At 61.9% G+C, this 15,245-nt stretch carries 11 protein-coding genes and 1 pseudogene; 7 read left to right on the forward strand and 5 right to left on the reverse strand.

Annotated elements, in window-relative coordinates; all coding sequences use genetic code 11:
• The 5 genes and pseudogenes from AC1DS3_RS31485 to AC1DS3_RS31505 all read left to right on the forward strand — a co-directional run.
• A partial coding sequence (locus AC1DS3_RS31485; RefSeq protein ID WP_477128674.1) for a Fic family protein occupies positions 1–1,123 on the forward strand: 1,123 nt, incomplete at its 5' end.
• A gap of 1,396 nt (positions 1,124–2,519) precedes the next feature.
• Complete coding sequence (locus tag AC1DS3_RS31490; protein ID WP_441641153.1) at positions 2,520–3,962, forward strand: FAD-binding oxidoreductase; 1,443 nt, start codon at positions 2,520–2,522, stop codon at positions 3,960–3,962.
• Positions 3,963–4,014: 52 nt separating this feature from the next.
• The gene (locus AC1DS3_RS31495) at positions 4,015–5,376 is read left to right on the forward strand and encodes an aminotransferase class III-fold pyridoxal phosphate-dependent enzyme (RefSeq protein ID WP_477128675.1); all 1,362 of its coding nucleotides are present in this window, start codon (positions 4,015–4,017) and stop codon (positions 5,374–5,376) included.
• A 12-nt stretch (positions 5,377–5,388) separates the two neighbouring features.
• The gene (locus AC1DS3_RS31500; RefSeq protein WP_441641155.1) at positions 5,389–6,117 is read left to right on the forward strand and encodes a haloacid dehalogenase type II; all 729 of its coding nucleotides are present in this window, start codon (positions 5,389–5,391) and stop codon (positions 6,115–6,117) included.
• A 95-nt stretch (positions 6,118–6,212) separates the two neighbouring features.
• Positions 6,213–7,538 (forward strand): annotated as a pseudogene (locus AC1DS3_RS31505) (NAD-dependent succinate-semialdehyde dehydrogenase); the annotation flags it as partial.
• 47 nt (positions 7,539–7,585) lie between these two features.
• Here the strand turns inward: AC1DS3_RS31505 and AC1DS3_RS31510 are convergent.
• The 4 genes from AC1DS3_RS31510 to AC1DS3_RS31525 form a co-directional block, all read right to left on the reverse strand.
• Positions 7,586–7,915 carry a tRNA-binding protein gene (locus tag AC1DS3_RS31510; protein ID WP_441641157.1) on the reverse strand — a complete coding sequence of 110 codons (330 nt, stop codon included), beginning with the start codon at positions 7,913–7,915 and terminating at the stop codon, positions 7,586–7,588.
• A 95-nt stretch (positions 7,916–8,010) separates the two neighbouring features.
• Positions 8,011–9,588 (reverse strand): PucR family transcriptional regulator, encoded by a 1,578-nt coding sequence (locus AC1DS3_RS31515; RefSeq protein WP_477128676.1) that lies wholly within the window; start codon positions 9,586–9,588, stop codon positions 8,011–8,013.
• A gap of 89 nt (positions 9,589–9,677) precedes the next feature.
• Entirely contained in the window at positions 9,678–10,385 is a 708-nt protein-coding gene (locus AC1DS3_RS31520) for a haloacid dehalogenase type II (protein ID WP_441641159.1), read from the reverse strand.
• A 35-nt stretch (positions 10,386–10,420) separates the two neighbouring features.
• Complete coding sequence (locus AC1DS3_RS31525) at positions 10,421–11,716, reverse strand: aspartate aminotransferase family protein (protein WP_441641160.1); 1,296 nt, start codon at positions 11,714–11,716, stop codon at positions 10,421–10,423.
• Between the two features lie 554 nt (positions 11,717–12,270).
• Between AC1DS3_RS31525 and AC1DS3_RS31530 the strand changes: the two genes are divergently transcribed.
• The gene (locus tag AC1DS3_RS31530) at positions 12,271–13,572 is read left to right on the forward strand and encodes an MFS transporter (RefSeq protein WP_477128677.1); all 1,302 of its coding nucleotides are present in this window, start codon (positions 12,271–12,273) and stop codon (positions 13,570–13,572) included.
• 15 nt (positions 13,573–13,587) lie between these two features.
• Positions 13,588–14,739 (forward strand): branched-chain amino acid ABC transporter substrate-binding protein, encoded by a 1,152-nt coding sequence (locus tag AC1DS3_RS31535; protein WP_441641162.1) that lies wholly within the window; start codon positions 13,588–13,590, stop codon positions 14,737–14,739.
• Between the two features lie 79 nt (positions 14,740–14,818).
• Here AC1DS3_RS31535 and AC1DS3_RS31540 read toward each other — a convergent pair.
• Positions 14,819–15,245, reverse strand: a 427-nt coding sequence (locus AC1DS3_RS31540) for a CobW C-terminal domain-containing protein (RefSeq protein WP_477128678.1), incomplete at its 5' end; no start/stop codon positions are given.

The following is a 15,245-nucleotide window of genomic DNA, read 5'->3' on the forward strand; positions in this document are numbered from 1 at the left end:
GGCTAAGAAGGCAAGAACACTGCTCACAAACGGCCGCGGGCCCGTCGCGGCAGCGCTGGCACCTTTGTTGCGGAGCATGAACTCATACTATTCGAACAAGATTGAGGGCCAGCACACAACGCCGAAAAGCATCGAACAAGCGCTGAAGAAGCACTACGCGGAAGACCAGGAGGAGTACAAGAAGCAGCTCATGGCCATTGCGCACATCCGAACCGAAGAGGCACTGGAGGTGGAGTGGCAAGGAGAAGATACCGCCCAGATGTTCGCCCCAAGTAAGGTACAGCGCATTCATCAGCTGTTCTTCGAGGGCATGCCTCCTCAGTTTCGATTCACCGAACAGGGAGAACCAATTCATCCTGGTGAGTTTCGGGAGAAGGTCGTGAGCGTGGGCACGCACGATGCTCCGCCAGTCGCGCTTATTCCTCGGTTACTCGAAGAATGGAGTACTCGCTACTCGCGCATCAGGGGGTTCGAACACCAGTTGATTGCTGCCGCTTGCTCCCATCATCGCCTGGCTTGGATTCACCCGTTCATTGACGGCAATGGCCGAGCCTGCCGCCTCCACTCGCATCTCACTCTTCACGCCTCTGGACTGACGGATGGGCTTTGGTCACCACTACGTGGATTCGCTCGGACGCATCAGGAGTACTACTTGCGCCTGGCCTCCGCAGACCAACAAAGACGCAATGAATTAGACGGGCGAGGAAACCTGTCGCAGGAGGAACTGGTCAAGTTCGTGCACTACTTCCTCGAATGCTGCCTGGACCAAGTGAATTTCATGCTTAAGATGATGGAGCTCGATGGCTTGCGCGCACGACTTCGAGACTTGCTGATTTACCTTGACACGAATCCTTGGCTAATAGGTTCGGAGAAATCGGTCATTAAACCCGAGAAGACTGTCTTGGCCTTGGAATCGGTCGCGATGATGCGCCCCCTATCTCGAGCAGAGTTCGGTCAGATTCTCGGTGAGAGCGACACGACGGTTCGGCGCATCACTCGCAGCCTTCTTGACTTCGGAATTCTGCAGTCAGAATCACACCGCGACTCACTCAATTTTTCCCTGCCATTGAGGAGTCTGAGATTCCTCTTTCCGAAGTTGTGGCCAGAGGTGGATACTGAATAATTGAGCAACGACGGTAGTGGGTTAGACACAATTTTTTATGTGGTCTCGCTCGCACCACTGAACTTGCCCCCGTAAAACGAATACCTTGCCGAGGTTAAACTGACTCGACTCGCCTAGGATAGCCGGGTGGCTACTGTGACGGCACCTCRTACAACTCGGCAAGGTTGAGGGGATACGCGAAGCGAAGCTCCATGCGGCAGTTCCGGTAGTCTGCCATTCGAGAGCCGCCGCTCTATCGCCTGCTTGCGAAGGTCGGATTGTCGGCCGATGTCTCGGAGGGGGCGGCAAGCGCCTACCTGATCGGGAAAGGTGGTCGCTCGCGTTCAGTCCTACTTTTCCTACGTAGGCAACGCACAAGTCCTCGACGTAGACTTCTCGCGCATTGGTCCTTGCTAGGCTATGACCCACCTAGGACCATCGCGCGCCTCAAGTCCGCGCGCTGCGCATATCTCGAGTTCCCAGGCTACCGCCACCTAGTACTTCTCAGCATGACCTTGCAGAATCAGAATCCCGCATCGGCATTTGCAGACCTTCTTCAGGAGGTACACGCATTCAGCCGACATCTGGAGCACCGCGCGACACAGGCGGCAAGATGTGGCAACTCGACAGCGTACCCGGAGATGCTGTGCGCCGTGATCGACGAACAATTGCGCACCAGCGTGACAAGAGATCGCATCCTATGCTACGCGGCAGCCGCAGAACTCGGTGTCAAAGTTGATCTGGCCCCGGAGCGCTGTGAGACGATCATGGCAGGAGATGCTGGGCGTCCATTGCGAGTATTGTTCTGGGCAGCCTACCGGCGCATGCGGTCCAGAGCCCAATGGCGACATGAACGAACAGTAGCTCAATAGGCGCTTACGGCGCCGCGCTGCACTAATACATGCACGGTGAAAGTCCAAACTCTACCGACGACGGCTGCCTGAGCCAACTGGCCCATCGTCTCTGCCCGCGCCACCAACAACCTCGGTGAGCATTTCGGCACTTTTTATGACAAGGCTGAAGTTCACCGGGAAGGGACTTCAAGCATCTTGCGTACTCGACCCCAAAGGGAATCGCGCGCGAGTCGCCAACTGACTAGCGGGCGGGTCCGCGGAGCCTGAGAACACTGGGCAATGCACCACCGGCCAACTGACGTTCCGACGGCGTCATGTCAGGCGACATCTAACCCCTCACCTCGATGACATGCACCAGATTCGCCCCCCCCGGCCACTGGTCCACTGTGCAAAACATCGGAAAGCGGCCACGCGAATCCCTATTACTCGTACATATCGCGCTAGGCGTTCTGGCAATAAGCTTGTGTCATATCGGAATGGGTACGGTCACTTAACGCTGAACATCAAGGCCACCCCCATCCAACTCAACTCACTCGCAAAAAGCGAGACGCCGGAGCGTGACCATGCCGCAAAACCACCTAGATCACTTGAGCACTATCGTCGGCGCAGCCAATTTGCTGGTTGGTCCCGATGCCGAGCCCTACGCAACCGACTACCGGCGTGTCTACCGCGGCAAGGCACTGGCGGTGGCACGGCCGGGCAGCACGACCGAAGTCAGCGCGGTCATGGCTTATTGCTATGAGCAGGGCATCTCCGTCGTGCCACAAGGCGGCAACACATCCCTGCTGGGCGGCAGCGTGCCGGATGGCAGTGGCCAGTCCTTAATCCTCAGCCTGGCGCGCCTGAACCGCGTGCGCTCCGTGGACGCCGTCAACGCCAGCATGGTGCTCGAGGCCGGGGTGACCCTGCACCGAGCACGCGGTGTCGCGGAGGAGGCAGGAAGCCTCTTCCCGCTGCGCATCGGCTCGGAAGGTAGCTGCCAGATTGGCGGCAACCTCTCTACGAACGCCGGCGGCACGGCCGTGCTTCGCTACGGCAACATGCGTGATCTGGTGCTCGGGCTGGAGGTGGTGCTTCCCAATGGCGAGATATGGGATGGGCTGCGCGCCTTGCGCAAGGATAACGCGGGCTACGACCTCAAGCACCTGTTCATCGGCACCGAAGGCACGCTGGGGATCATAACGGCAGCCGTACTCAAGCTGTTTCCCCGCCCCCGCTCGGTATCCATGGCCTTCCTCGGCGTCCCCGACCCGACAGCGGCACTCTCCCTGTTCGGCTACCTCCGCGGGCGGCTCGGCAATGACGTCACCGCCTTCGAACTGATCTCCGCCGACGCGATGGACCTGGTGCTGGCGCATCTCGGACGGCAGGCCTCGCCCTTGCCGAGCACGCATGGTTGGTACGTGCTGGTCGAATCCTCGTCGACCGACGACCAGGCAAGCGCGGACGACGCCTTCTGCGCCGCGCTAGCCGACGCCGGGGAACAGGGCTGGATCGCCGACGCGGCGCTCGCCTCAAGCGATCGGCAGGCTGCCGACTTCTGGCTGATCCGCGAAGAGATTTCCGATGCGCAGACGCAGGCACGCGGCAGCGTGCGCTGCGACGTCTCCGTGCCGCTATCAAGCATCCCCGGATTCATCGCGTCCACCACCACTGCGGTGCTGAACCAAGCACCCGGCACCCGGATGATCGTCTACGGGCACATGGGCGACGGCAACGTCCACTTCAACCCGCTGCGCCCGGCTCAGACGGAGGCAGAGGCCTACCTGCAGGTCCACGGCGACGCCATCACGCGCATCATCGACGACGCCGCCACTGCGCTTGCCGGTTCGATCTCCGCCGAGCATGGCGTGGGCGTGGCCAAGCGCGACGAACTGCTGGCGGTACGCAGCCGCACCGAGCTCGAGCTCGCATGGAAGGTCAAGCGTGCGCTCGATCCCCGCAACTTGCTCAACCCCGGCAAGGTGCTGCCGGCCCTGGACAGCGCCGCCAACACCACCGCATAGCCGGCCGACGCTCCCTCGCCTACCGTCCAGACCCATTGAGAGAAGACCGACCATGTCGAATTCACGATCGCTTGTCGAGCAGGACTGCGCCCATTGGGTGCATCCCGTCACCCCGCTGCGCCAACACGAAGCGCGCGGCGCACGCATCTGGCAATCCGCCAAAGGTGTCCACCTGATCGACACCGAAGGCCGCCGAGTACAGGATGCCTTCTCGGGGCTGTGGTGTGTAAATGCCGGCTATGGCCAGGCGTCGCTGGTCGAAGCCGCAACGCGGCAGTTGGAACAATTGCCCTATGCCACCGGCTACTTCCACTTTGCGAGCGAGCCGGCCATACGTCTTGCCGCGCGGCTGGCCGAACTAGCGCCGAAAGGCTTGAGCCGGGTACTGTTCGGTCAGGGGGGCTCCGATGCCGTCGATACGGCAATCCGCGTCGTGCGCTACTTCTTCAACGCCACCGGCCAGCCCGAGAAGAAGCATTTCATTGGGCTGCAGCGTGGTTACCACGGCAGCTCCACCACTGGCAGCGGCTTGACCGCGCTGCCGCTGTTCCATCGCTACTTCGACGTGCCGGCAGCAAACCAGCACCACATTCCCTCACCGTACCCCTATCGCCATCCGGCCGGCCCCGAACCGGCAGCCGTACTGGACAGCACGGTCCGCGCGCTGGAGGCCAAGGTGGAGGAGATCGGCGCGCAACGCGTGGCTGCCTTCATCTGCGAACCCATCCAGGGTTCAGGCGGCGTAATCGTGCCTCCGCCCGGCTTCCTGCGAGCGATGCGGGCCACCTGCGACCGTCTCGGCATCCTGCTGATCGTCGACGAGGTCATCACCGGCTTCGGTCGCGCTGGTCMGTTGTTCGCCTGCGAGAGAGAAGGCGTGAGCCCGGACATCCTGACGCTCGCCAAGGGCCTCACTTCCGGCTACGCGCCCATGAGCGCAACCCTGATCAACGACCGGATATACAGTGCCATCGCCGACGGAGGCGAAGGTCAAGCCTTCGGCCACGGCCAGACCTACTCCGGCCATCCGGTCAGTGCCGCCGTTGCCAACGCCGCGCTCGACCTTTACCTCGACGGGGGCCTGCTCGACAACGGCGTACGGATCGGCGAGTACTTCCTCGATCAGCTCAAGGCACTTGAGTTGCTGCCTTATGTGGGCGAGGTGCGCGGAAGCGGCATGTTGGCGGCCGTAGAACTGGTGACCGACAAGACCACCAAGCAAAAGCCATCGAAAGACCATCGACTCGGCGAACGCGTATTGACGCACGCGCTCGAGGAAGGCCTGGTTTTCCGCGCCTTCTCCGACGACATTCTCGGATTCGCTCCGGCCCTGAACTACACCAAGGCCGACGTGGATACACTGATCCAAATCCTGCGATTCTCCCTCGACAAAGCAGTCGCAGACACTCTCTAACCAGGAGCCACCATGAAACTCAAAGACTTCAAAGTACTGACCTTCGACTGCTACGGCACGTTGATCGACTGGGAGACCGGCATCTTCAACGGCCTGCGGCCGCTGATCGAGAAGGCCGGCCTGACCGCGAATTCACGTGACGAGATCCTGGAGGTCTACGCGAAACATGAAGCCGACCAAGAGATCCTGACACCGGCCCTGGCCTACTCGGTGCTGCTGGGCGTGGTGTACCGCCGCCTGGCCAACACCTGGAACGTGGGCGTGACCGACGAGGAAGCCAACATTTTTGGCGCATCGGTGCACGACTGGCCCGAATTCCCCGATTCGGTGGAAGCCCTGCGCTACCTCAAGCAGCATTTCAAGCTGGTGATCCTATCCAACGTCGACCGCGTCTCCTTCCGCGCCAGCAATGCACGGTTGGGCGTGGAGTTCGATGCGATCTACAGCGCCCAGGACATTGGCTCGTACAAGCCGAGTCCGCGCAATTTCGAATACATGCTTGCGCGTTTGAAGCAGGATCACGGCCTCGGGAAGGCAGACATTCTGCACACGGCGCAGAGCCTGTTCCACGACCACGCGCCTGCTAACGGCTTTGGCCTGGCCTCCGCTTGGATCGACCGCCGCCACGCCGACAAGGGCTGGGGCGCGACTATGCCTCCCCCGGGTACGCCCAAGTATGACTTCCGCTTTGAGAGCATGGCCGCGCTGGCACGTGCGCATCAGGAAGAACTGAAGAACTGAGTGGCTGAAGGGCTTCCCCTAGGCTGCCTGCCGACGGTTCATGCCATCGACAGGCAGCGCCGCGGCGGCCGCGGCCGCCTCACCAGGATTTCGAAATGATCAAACTGACGGACCCGGCACTGCTGTGCCAGCAAGCATTTATCGGCGGTGAGTGGGCAAATGCTCGCTCCGGCCAAACACTCGACGTAGTTGATCCCGCCTCCGGAGCTACGCTGGGTACCATCCCCGACTGCGACGAGCAGGACACCCGCGCCGCCATCGAGGCTGCGAATCGCGCCTTGCCCGCCTGGAGCGCGCTGACCACCCACGAGCGGGCGGCCATGCTGCGCAAATGGCACGACTTGATGCTGGCGCACGTCGACGACCTGGCGCTGCTAATGACCCTAGAACAAGGCAAGCCGCTGGCGGAGTCGCGCGGCGAGATCCTGTACGGCGCGTCGTTCGTTCAATGGTTTGCCGAGGAAGGTATCCGTGCCTATGGCGAAACCATCCCGGCTACGCAGGCGGGTCGCCGGATCGTCGTGCGCAAGGTGCCGGTGGGCGTCTGTGCGGCCATTACCCCTTGGAACTTTCCCAATGCAATGATCACCCGCAAGCTGGCACCGGCACTGGCCGCCGGCTGCACCGTGGTGGTCAAGCCCTCGGAGCTCACGCCCTACTCGGCGCTGGCATTGGCCGAACTCGGCAAGCGCGCCGGCTTCCCCGCCGGCGTGCTCAACATCGTGACTGGCCGGCCGCTAGCCATCGGCGGTGAACTTACCGCCAATCCTATCGTGCGCAAGCTGACGTTCACCGGCTCGACCCATGTCGGCAAACTACTGCTGCGCCAGTGCGCGGACACCGTCAAGCGCGTGAGCATGGAACTCGGAGGCAATGCCCCGGTGATCGTGTTCGACGACGCAGACCTCGACGCCGCCGTGGCCGGCGTGATGGCCAGCAAATTCCGCAACAGCGGCCAGACCTGCGTCTGCGCCAATCGGATCTACGTACAGGCAGGGATCTACGATCAGTTCATCGCTCGCCTGGTGGAGAACGTGAAGAAGCTGCACGTCGGAGTTGGAACCGAGGCGGGCGTGACGATCGGCCCGCTGATCAACAAGGCAGCGCTGGACAAAGTGACGAACCACGTCAGCGACGCAGTGGCAAAGGGCGCTCAGGTTATGCTGGGTGGCAAATCCACCGAGCGTGGTGCGCAGTTCTTCCAGCCAACCGTGGTTGCAGGCGCCACCGACGAGATGTTGGTGGCCAGCGAGGAGACCTTCGGTCCGGTGGCGGCACTCTTCCGCTTCGACAGCGAGACTGAAGTGATCCGCCGCGCCAACGACACGCCGTACGGCCTCGCCGCCTATCTGTTCTCGCGCGATCTGAACCGCGTGTTCCGTGTCGGCGAAGCACTGGAGTACGGCATGGTCGGCATCAATACTTGAGAGCATGCACTATGGCTTAGGCCATAGTGCATTCAGTGAACTTAGAACACCTTGCTGCCGTTCGGCACACTGCCATCCACCGTCAACAGATTCACCACCGACGGCTCGGACTCCACCCCCATCACAAGCACTTGGGACAGGAAGCCGGCGATTCGGCGCTCCCCCAGGTTGGTGGCACAGACCACAACCCTGCCGACCAGTTCCTCGGCCTGGTAGCGATTCACATACTGCCCGCTCGACGTCAACGTCCCGAGCTCCCCCAGATCGATCCACATCTTGTAGGCCGGGTTGCGGGCCTTCTCGTTCAGTTCGACGCGAACGATCGTGCCGACACGCATGTCGACGGACGCAAATGCTTCATATGCACTCATGCATGACTCCTGGTCGTTGAGATTCAATGAGATGGCCGATGCGATCGCGCACCGAGCCAGATGATGGCAAGGCCGTGCCACAGAGAGCATGCGTTCTATTCTTCGGAAAGCCGATACAGGGCAACCGCCACCTGCAGCTCGAACCGGTTTCCCTGGTCCTCCAGCGGAGTACCCAGCAGCGTTTCGATGCGTTCCACGCGGTAGCGCAGCGTGCTGATGTGTATGCCGAGTCGACGGGCGGTGTTTGCCAGTTGGAATCCCTCCGAGCAGAGTACCTCAAGCGTCTCCAGCAGCGACTCATTCTTCTTGTCCGCCATGAGCGGACCCAGCTTGCTACCGATGAACAGCTCACGCGCGCCAGCATCGCCCATCAGCGCCCGGGGAAACATCACTTCCTGGAAGTGATGCAGCTTGCCAGGCTTGAGCAGCGGCAGGAGCGACTGCACGTCCTTGCCGCCCTGGGCCATACCAGCCACACCGCTATGCGAGCGGCTCACAGCCAGCGCCGCACCACGGCTGCCCAGCACGCGCCACAGGGGTTCCAATTCGAACTGCGAAGACAACAGAAAGGTAATCTGGTTCAGCGATACGAGGATCAAAGGTGGCTCGCCAAGACCATCAAGATACTTGCGCAAGCGCTCAACCCAGCGCTCCCGGCGCAAAAAGCCTTCCCGTGAGAGCGGCAGTGGTTCGTCAAGCAATACAAGGCAGACTCGGTACTCACCTGCTGGATTCCATCCACCCACGCGTGCACGCTCGAGAGCCGAAGGGGTTTCCTCGAACTTGCCTTCGAGCAACGTGCCGACTAGCGCGTAACCGAGGCGCTCTTCCTGAAGATGCAGTGCCCGCATATGCGCAAGATGCAGCGCGCCGATGATGGAAGCACGCTCCGCCGCCCGAATCTCCAGTTCGCCAAGCGGACTGTCGCCTTCGTCGACGAACACGATGGCAGCCATCTCCCCGCGGATCCGGATCGGGCAGCCGAGCCTGCGCGGCATGCCGGTCTCTGACTGCGCATCGATCAGGACCGGGCTCACGCTGTCCAGTATCTGGCGCAGGATGAGACGATTGTTCAGCACGCGGAAATAGGTGTGCTCCTTCTTTGCCAGCKCGCCATCACTCTGTTCGCTTTCACTCGACCCCAGGAGCAGGCCGTCGGTATCGACAAAATTGACCTTGCGATCCAATAGATTGCTCAGCGCGTGCGCCAGGTCGCCAAGCGTGTTGGCCATCACTGCGGCGTCTGTCAGCGCGCGGTGAATTTCGTCCGAGCGTTCGATCAGCTCGCTTTGGCGGCGAATGATGCTGGAGTGGATTTCCTCCGTAATCGCGCTGAACGGAATCRCCCAGTCGAGTTCGAGAAGCGGCAGCCCAACTTCGTTGGCGGCCTCCACGGACCCTTCGGGGAAATGCTCGAGGAAATTCGGCACTGCCAGCACGACGCCCGCCAGATCCCGCTCTCGCAACGCGCGGATCAGCGCGCGGGCCGATGCCTCGTCGCGCGGCCAGTTATAGCCGGTGGTCAGCAACAACTGTCCGCCCTGAACCCATGCGGCGATGTCTGGGTGGTCTACCATATGGACCCAGCGGATCTCGTTCGTGAGGGCGCCTTGTCCTGCCACCACGCGTGCGCTGCGCAGAACCGTCGAAACTAGTGCCGTCGAGATGTCCATGATTTTCGTGAGCGGGCGATTCTATCGCGGCGGCGCCGCTATCAAAAACACAGGGCGGATCAACCGTGTCGCGAGTTTTCCATCGCACTTCACAGCATGGCCAGCGCAAAGGACCGCATGTCCGGGAACTCCGCGTCCGGAACCGCGTTGGCCTTGGGCACCGCGCCGAATCCTGGCTTGCCGACACGACGATTGATCCATACCGTCTGCAGGCCCAGCGCCTGCGCCGGGACGTGATCGTGAAAGAGACTCTGCGCGACGTGGAGAATCTGCGACCGCGGTGTCTCGATGCGGCCGAGCGCAACGTGGAAATTGTTCAGCGAGGGCTTGTAGCTGCGCGCCTGCTGCGCGGTGATGACATGATCGAACTCGATTCCCAGGCGTTTGTTGGACAACGCAAAGAACTCATCGTCACCGTTGGTGATGACAGCGAGTCGGAAGCGCCGCTGCAGCCCAAGCAGCGCGTCATGGGAATCCGGGAAAACAGGCCAGTCACCCACGGAATGCGAGAATGCGTCCAGTTCGACCTCGTTGGGCTCGAAACCCAGGTCCCCGGCAATGCGCCGTAATGCCTCTTCGAGGATCTCTCGATAAGTCATGTAGGGGCCGGCTTCCAGGGCGGACTCGTGCCAGGCATAGCGCTCCAGCATGTCGTCATCCCCGATCGAGTGCCCCCGGTCACGCAGGATCGGGCCGAGCGCATCGCAGATGCCCCGCTCCCAATCGATCAGCGTGCCGTAGACGTCGATCGTCAATACTGTCTTGCCGGCGAACTTTGCCGCAATCTCGCTTTCCATGATGTCCTTGCTATTGTGGGCGAGCCCGCCGCGCCTCAGTGCGCACGGGCCGTCTCGATGGCTCGCCCAAGAATCGCCACGGCTTCGCGCGCGTCGTCGAGCATCGTTGTCAATGGCGCCAGCAGACGCACATTGTTGCGATGCACACCGCACTTGATTACCAGCAGGCCACCTTCACGGCAAGCGTCGATGACACGCTGGGCGAAGCCGGCATCGGGCTGCATAGGATCGCCGTTCTTGACGAACTCCAGCGCCAGCATCGGCCCCACACCGCGAATGGTACCAATCTCGGCGTGCCGTAGTGCCAATTCTTCCAGGCCCGTGCGCAGTACGTCACCCAGACGATTGGCCTGTTCCAGCAACCCGTCCTTCTGGAACAAATCGAGCACGGCGAGCGCGGCGGCGCATGCCAGGGGGCTGCCGGCGTAGGTACCACCCAGGCCGCCCGGCTCGGGCGCGTCCATGATGTCGGCGCGGCCTACGACGGCCGACAGCGGCAAACCGCCCGCCAGGCTCTTGGCCACGGTGACGAGGTCAGGCTTAATGTTGGCCTGCTGGAAGGCAAACAGCTCGCCTGTGCGTCCAAAGCCGGTCTGAATTTCGTCCGCGATCAGGACAATGCCGTGCTTTGTGGCCAGGGCGCGCAGCTTGCGCAGGAAATCCTCGCCCGCGGCGAGGAAGCCGCCATCGCCTTGCACCAGTTCGATGATGATCGCGGCGACGCGCTCGGGCGTGATCTGTGTAGCAAACAACTCGTGGAGGGCACGCAGCGCATCGTCGCCGCTGAAGCCGCGATACGGATCGGGATACGGCGTGTGGTAGACGTCGCCGGCAAACGGCCCGAAGTTCTGCTTGTAAGGCGTGCTCATGCCGGTCAGCGTCATGCCGAGCAAAGTGCGGCCGTGGAAGCCTCCGCGGAACGCGATCACGCCGGGCGCATTGCGGTGAGCGCGTGCGATCTTGATGGCATTCTCCACAGCTTCCGCGCCGGTGGTCAGGAATACGGTTTTGTAGACGTCATCGCCGCCGATCAGTGCGTTCAGGCGCGCGGCCAGATCGATGTAGACATCGTAGCCGGCCACCTGAAATGCTGCATGGCTCAGCCGGTCGAGTTGCTTCTTGACCGCCTCCACCACACGCGGGTGATTGTGGCCGACATTCAGCACGCCGATGCCGCCGACGAAATCCAGATAGCTACGGCCTTCTGTATCCCACACGTGCGAGCCTTGCGCGCGCTCGATAAAGATCGGGTGGGCGGTCACCACACCACGCGCCACATGTTCCGAGCGCGCTTTCGCGAGCGCCGTCTGCTTGTTCGTATCCACTGCCATCTCTTGTCCTCACTTTCTCTGGACTTTCGTCGTTTCAGGGTAGCCGTCGCCCCATAGCGGGGGTCGATATCATCTTAGGATCGGCGTTGCCGCGCGACTACCTGCACCAGATAGGGAATGAGGGCATTGCTTTCGTATGTATCGCACGGTCTTTCGCAAAAAATGCGATTCCCTGTTCTTGATGCAGAACACGCACCAGCGAAGTGCAGAGACGCCATCAAAGTTCTTCCGGTATCGATCGAATTGCGGAACCTGTTCACAGACGGCGACGCCAGTGCCCTTAGCCATCAACCCTTTGGAGAGGCAACCGGCCAAAGCTACGCAATCGTTCGCGCCGCCGGCGATCGCACCACAAACAAGCATCAAGGCGCACCAGTGTTGAGGACTCCTATTCAGTGATGGACGACTGCCTCGACGATTCCTGCAAAACGTAGATAGGAATGCCATCCGCACTGCTATTGAATGCAATGCAGCGCTGCAAGCAGCCGCTACAGGCCGGTCAGGATTGTCAGTGGCCGGCGGAAATCGAAACTGCCAGAGGAAAGGAAACGAAAATGGAGATGACAGCATCAATAGCGGCCTCGCCGGACGAGGCCAGGCGCCGGCGGCGCGCAATCACGGCGACGATATTGGGCAATGGCTTCGAGTGGTTCGACTTCATGGTGTATGGCTTCTTTGCCATCACTATCGGGCAACTGTTCTTCCCCACCGGCAACGAGCTCACCTCGTTGATGCTGTCGGTGGCTACGTTCGGCGTGGGCTTTGTCGTCCGACCGATCGGCGGCATCCTGATTGGCATGTACTCCGACCGCGTGGGCCGCAAGGCGGCTCTGTCGCTGACCATCTTGCTGATGGCGGCCGGCACGGCACTGATCGGGCTGGCGCCGACGTATGACCAGATCGGCATCGGCGCACCTGTGCTGATCATCATCGCGCGCCTGTTGCAAGGCTTCTCGGCCGGTGGGGAAATGGGCAGCGCCACGGCCTTCCTGACCGAACATGCGCCCGAGGACCAGAAGGGCTACTACGCAAGCTGGATCCAGAGCAGCATCGGATTCGCGGTGGTACTCGGTGCGCTCGCGGGGACGGTACTGACGCTGTGRCTCACGCCGGCCGAGGTCAAGGCGTGGGGTTGGCGCGTTCCCTTCCTGCTCGGCATCCTGATCGGCCCCATCGGCTTCTACATCCGCAGCGGCGTGGACGAGACCCCGGCCTTCCTCGCCAACAAGGACAAGGTCAAGAAGCCCTTCACGGAAGTGCTGCTGAACTATCCACGCGAGACCTTCACCACGTTCTCGATGGTGATCCTGTGGACGGTCTGCATCTACGTGCTGCTGTTCTACATGCCGACCTACGCTGTCAAGACGCTCAAGATGCCGCAGTCGATGTCCTTCATCGCCGGCGTGGTAGGCGGCCTCATCATCACCATACTGTCTCCCTTCGTCGGCGCCTGGTCGGACCGCATCGGACGCCGCAAGCTTCTGGCCTTCAGTTCCGGCGGGATCCTGCTGATCGCCTATCCGATGTTCGCACTGGTGGTGTCGGCGCCGACCCAGTTCAACCTGATCCTGTTCCAGGCGGTGTTCGGTGTGCTGATTGCCGGATACACCGGCCCCATCCTCGCCGCGTTCTCGGAGATATTCCCCACCAAGATCCTGTCCACCGGACTCTCGGTTGCCTACAACGTCGCGGTGATGACCTTCGGCGGCTTCGCCTCGCTGATCCTCACCTGGCTCATCGCCACCACCGGCAGCGCCATGGCGCCGGCTATCTATGTCATCGCGGCAGCAGCCGTCAGCTTCCTCGGCGTAACGCTGGGATTCCGTGACCGCGTACGTAGCACCACCCATCAATAAAACAAGGAGAAATAGATGAAGCATTGCAATCGAAGCATCACGTTGAGCGCCTGCGCCGCAGCCACGCTGGTGTTGGCCAGCCCGTTCACACAGGCGCAGGTCCAGGAAGTGAGGCTTGGTTTTGCCGCCCCCATGACCGGCGGCCAGGCGCAGTACGGCAAGGACATGCAGAACGGGGTGACGCTCGCACTGGAGGACTTCAACGCCAGCCATCCCAAGATCGGCGGACGCGAGGTCCGTTTTGCCCTCGCCGCCGAGGACGACCAGGCTGATCCCAAGACTGGCTCGGTGGTAGCGCAGAAGCTGGTCGATGGCGGCATCAAGGGGATGCTCGGACACTTCAATTCCGGCACAAGCATCCCAGCGTCAGCGGTGTACAGCCGCGCCGGCGTGCCTCAGATCTCCATGGCCACGGCGCCCGAGTACACGCGCCAGGGCTTCAAGACCACCTTCCGCATGATGACCTCGGACACCCAGCAGGGTAGCGTGGTGGGGGCCTATGTGGTCTCCAAGCTGGGAGCGAAGAAGATCGCCATCATCGACGACCGCACGGCCTATGGCCAAGGCCTGGCAGACGAATTCGAGAAGGCTGCGCGCACGGCGGGCGGCGCTATCGTGCGCCGTGAATTCACCAACGACAAGGCGGTCGACTTCAAGGCCGTGCTGACCAACCTGAAGCGCCTGTCCCCGGACGTGGTGTTTTACGGCGGCGCGGAGGCGCAATCTGCACCGTTGGCCAAGCAGATGCGCGAGCTGGGCATGAAATCGGTCCTAGTTTCGGGCGAGATGTCGAAGACCGACAATTTCATCCGCCTGGCAGGCACGGCGGCGGAGGGTGCCATCTGTTCGTTAGCAGGCTTGCCCCTGGACCAGATGCCGGGCGGCAAGGCTTACAGCCAACGCTATGAAAAGCGCTTCGGCTCGCCGGTGCAGACGTATTCGCCCTATGCCTACGACGGCGCGATGGCCATGATGAAGGCGATGGTMAAGGCGGGATCGACCGAGCCGGACCGCTACCTGCCCGCGCTGGCGTCGACCGCTATGGCCGGCGTCACCTCGCAGCAAATCTCTTATGACAGCCATGGCGACCTGAAGGAAGGCGGCATCACGATCTACAAGGTGGTGTCGGGCAAGTGGCAGCCGCTGGAAAGCCTCGCGGGCCGCTGAAGCCTACGCCGGGCTGCAAGTGAAAAACGCCGTGCGGGTATCCCGTCCGGCGTTTCTTCATTTGCAGTACTTGTCTGGCCTACTCCTGCAGCCGCGCCAGCCGGACCGGAGCACTGCCGGCGCCGGGCGATCGGATCATCGACAGGCGGCACGGCATCGACAGCGCCGGCCCGATGTCGCGKATCTCCGTCATTTCAGTATCGCGGGCAATGATGATAAGGTTCGACGGCCGCCCACCCATACTGCCGGTGGATGGATCATCCGCGCCGATACGCCGCGGCGTATCGAAATGCTGCCCCACACCCTGGATCAGCAACAACTCGTCGCATCCCTCCACCACAACCAGCCCCTTGACTCGCAGCAACCGCGCCTCCAGGTAACCGGCCAGGTTCTCCAGCCACGCGGCGAGCAATGGCCATGCAACCGGGCCATTCCACTGCAGTGCGTACACGTTGATGCGAGGATGACCAACCGTACCCTCCGCCAGGAAGGCAGCAGGACTGCGC

The sequence above is a fragment of the Cupriavidus sp. 01L46 genome (assembly GCF_056399905.1).

What these genes read in the sequence shown, in the direction of transcription:
- AC1DS3_RS31490 (WP_441641153.1), top strand. Translation starts at nt 2,520, where the DNA reads ATGCCGCAAAACCACCTAGATCACTTGAGCACTATCGTCGGCGCAGCC.
- AC1DS3_RS31500 (WP_441641155.1), top strand. Translation starts at nt 5,389, where the DNA reads ATGAAACTCAAAGACTTCAAAGTACTGACCTTCGACTGCTACGGCACG.
- AC1DS3_RS31510 (WP_441641157.1), bottom strand. Translation starts at nt 7,915, where the DNA reads ATGAGTGCATATGAAGCATTTGCGTCCGTCGACATGCGTGTCGGCACG.
- AC1DS3_RS31520 (WP_441641159.1), bottom strand. Translation starts at nt 10,385, where the DNA reads ATGGAAAGCGAGATTGCGGCAAAGTTCGCCGGCAAGACAGTATTGACG.
- AC1DS3_RS31525 (WP_441641160.1), bottom strand. Translation starts at nt 11,716, where the DNA reads ATGGCAGTGGATACGAACAAGCAGACGGCGCTCGCGAAAGCGCGCTCG.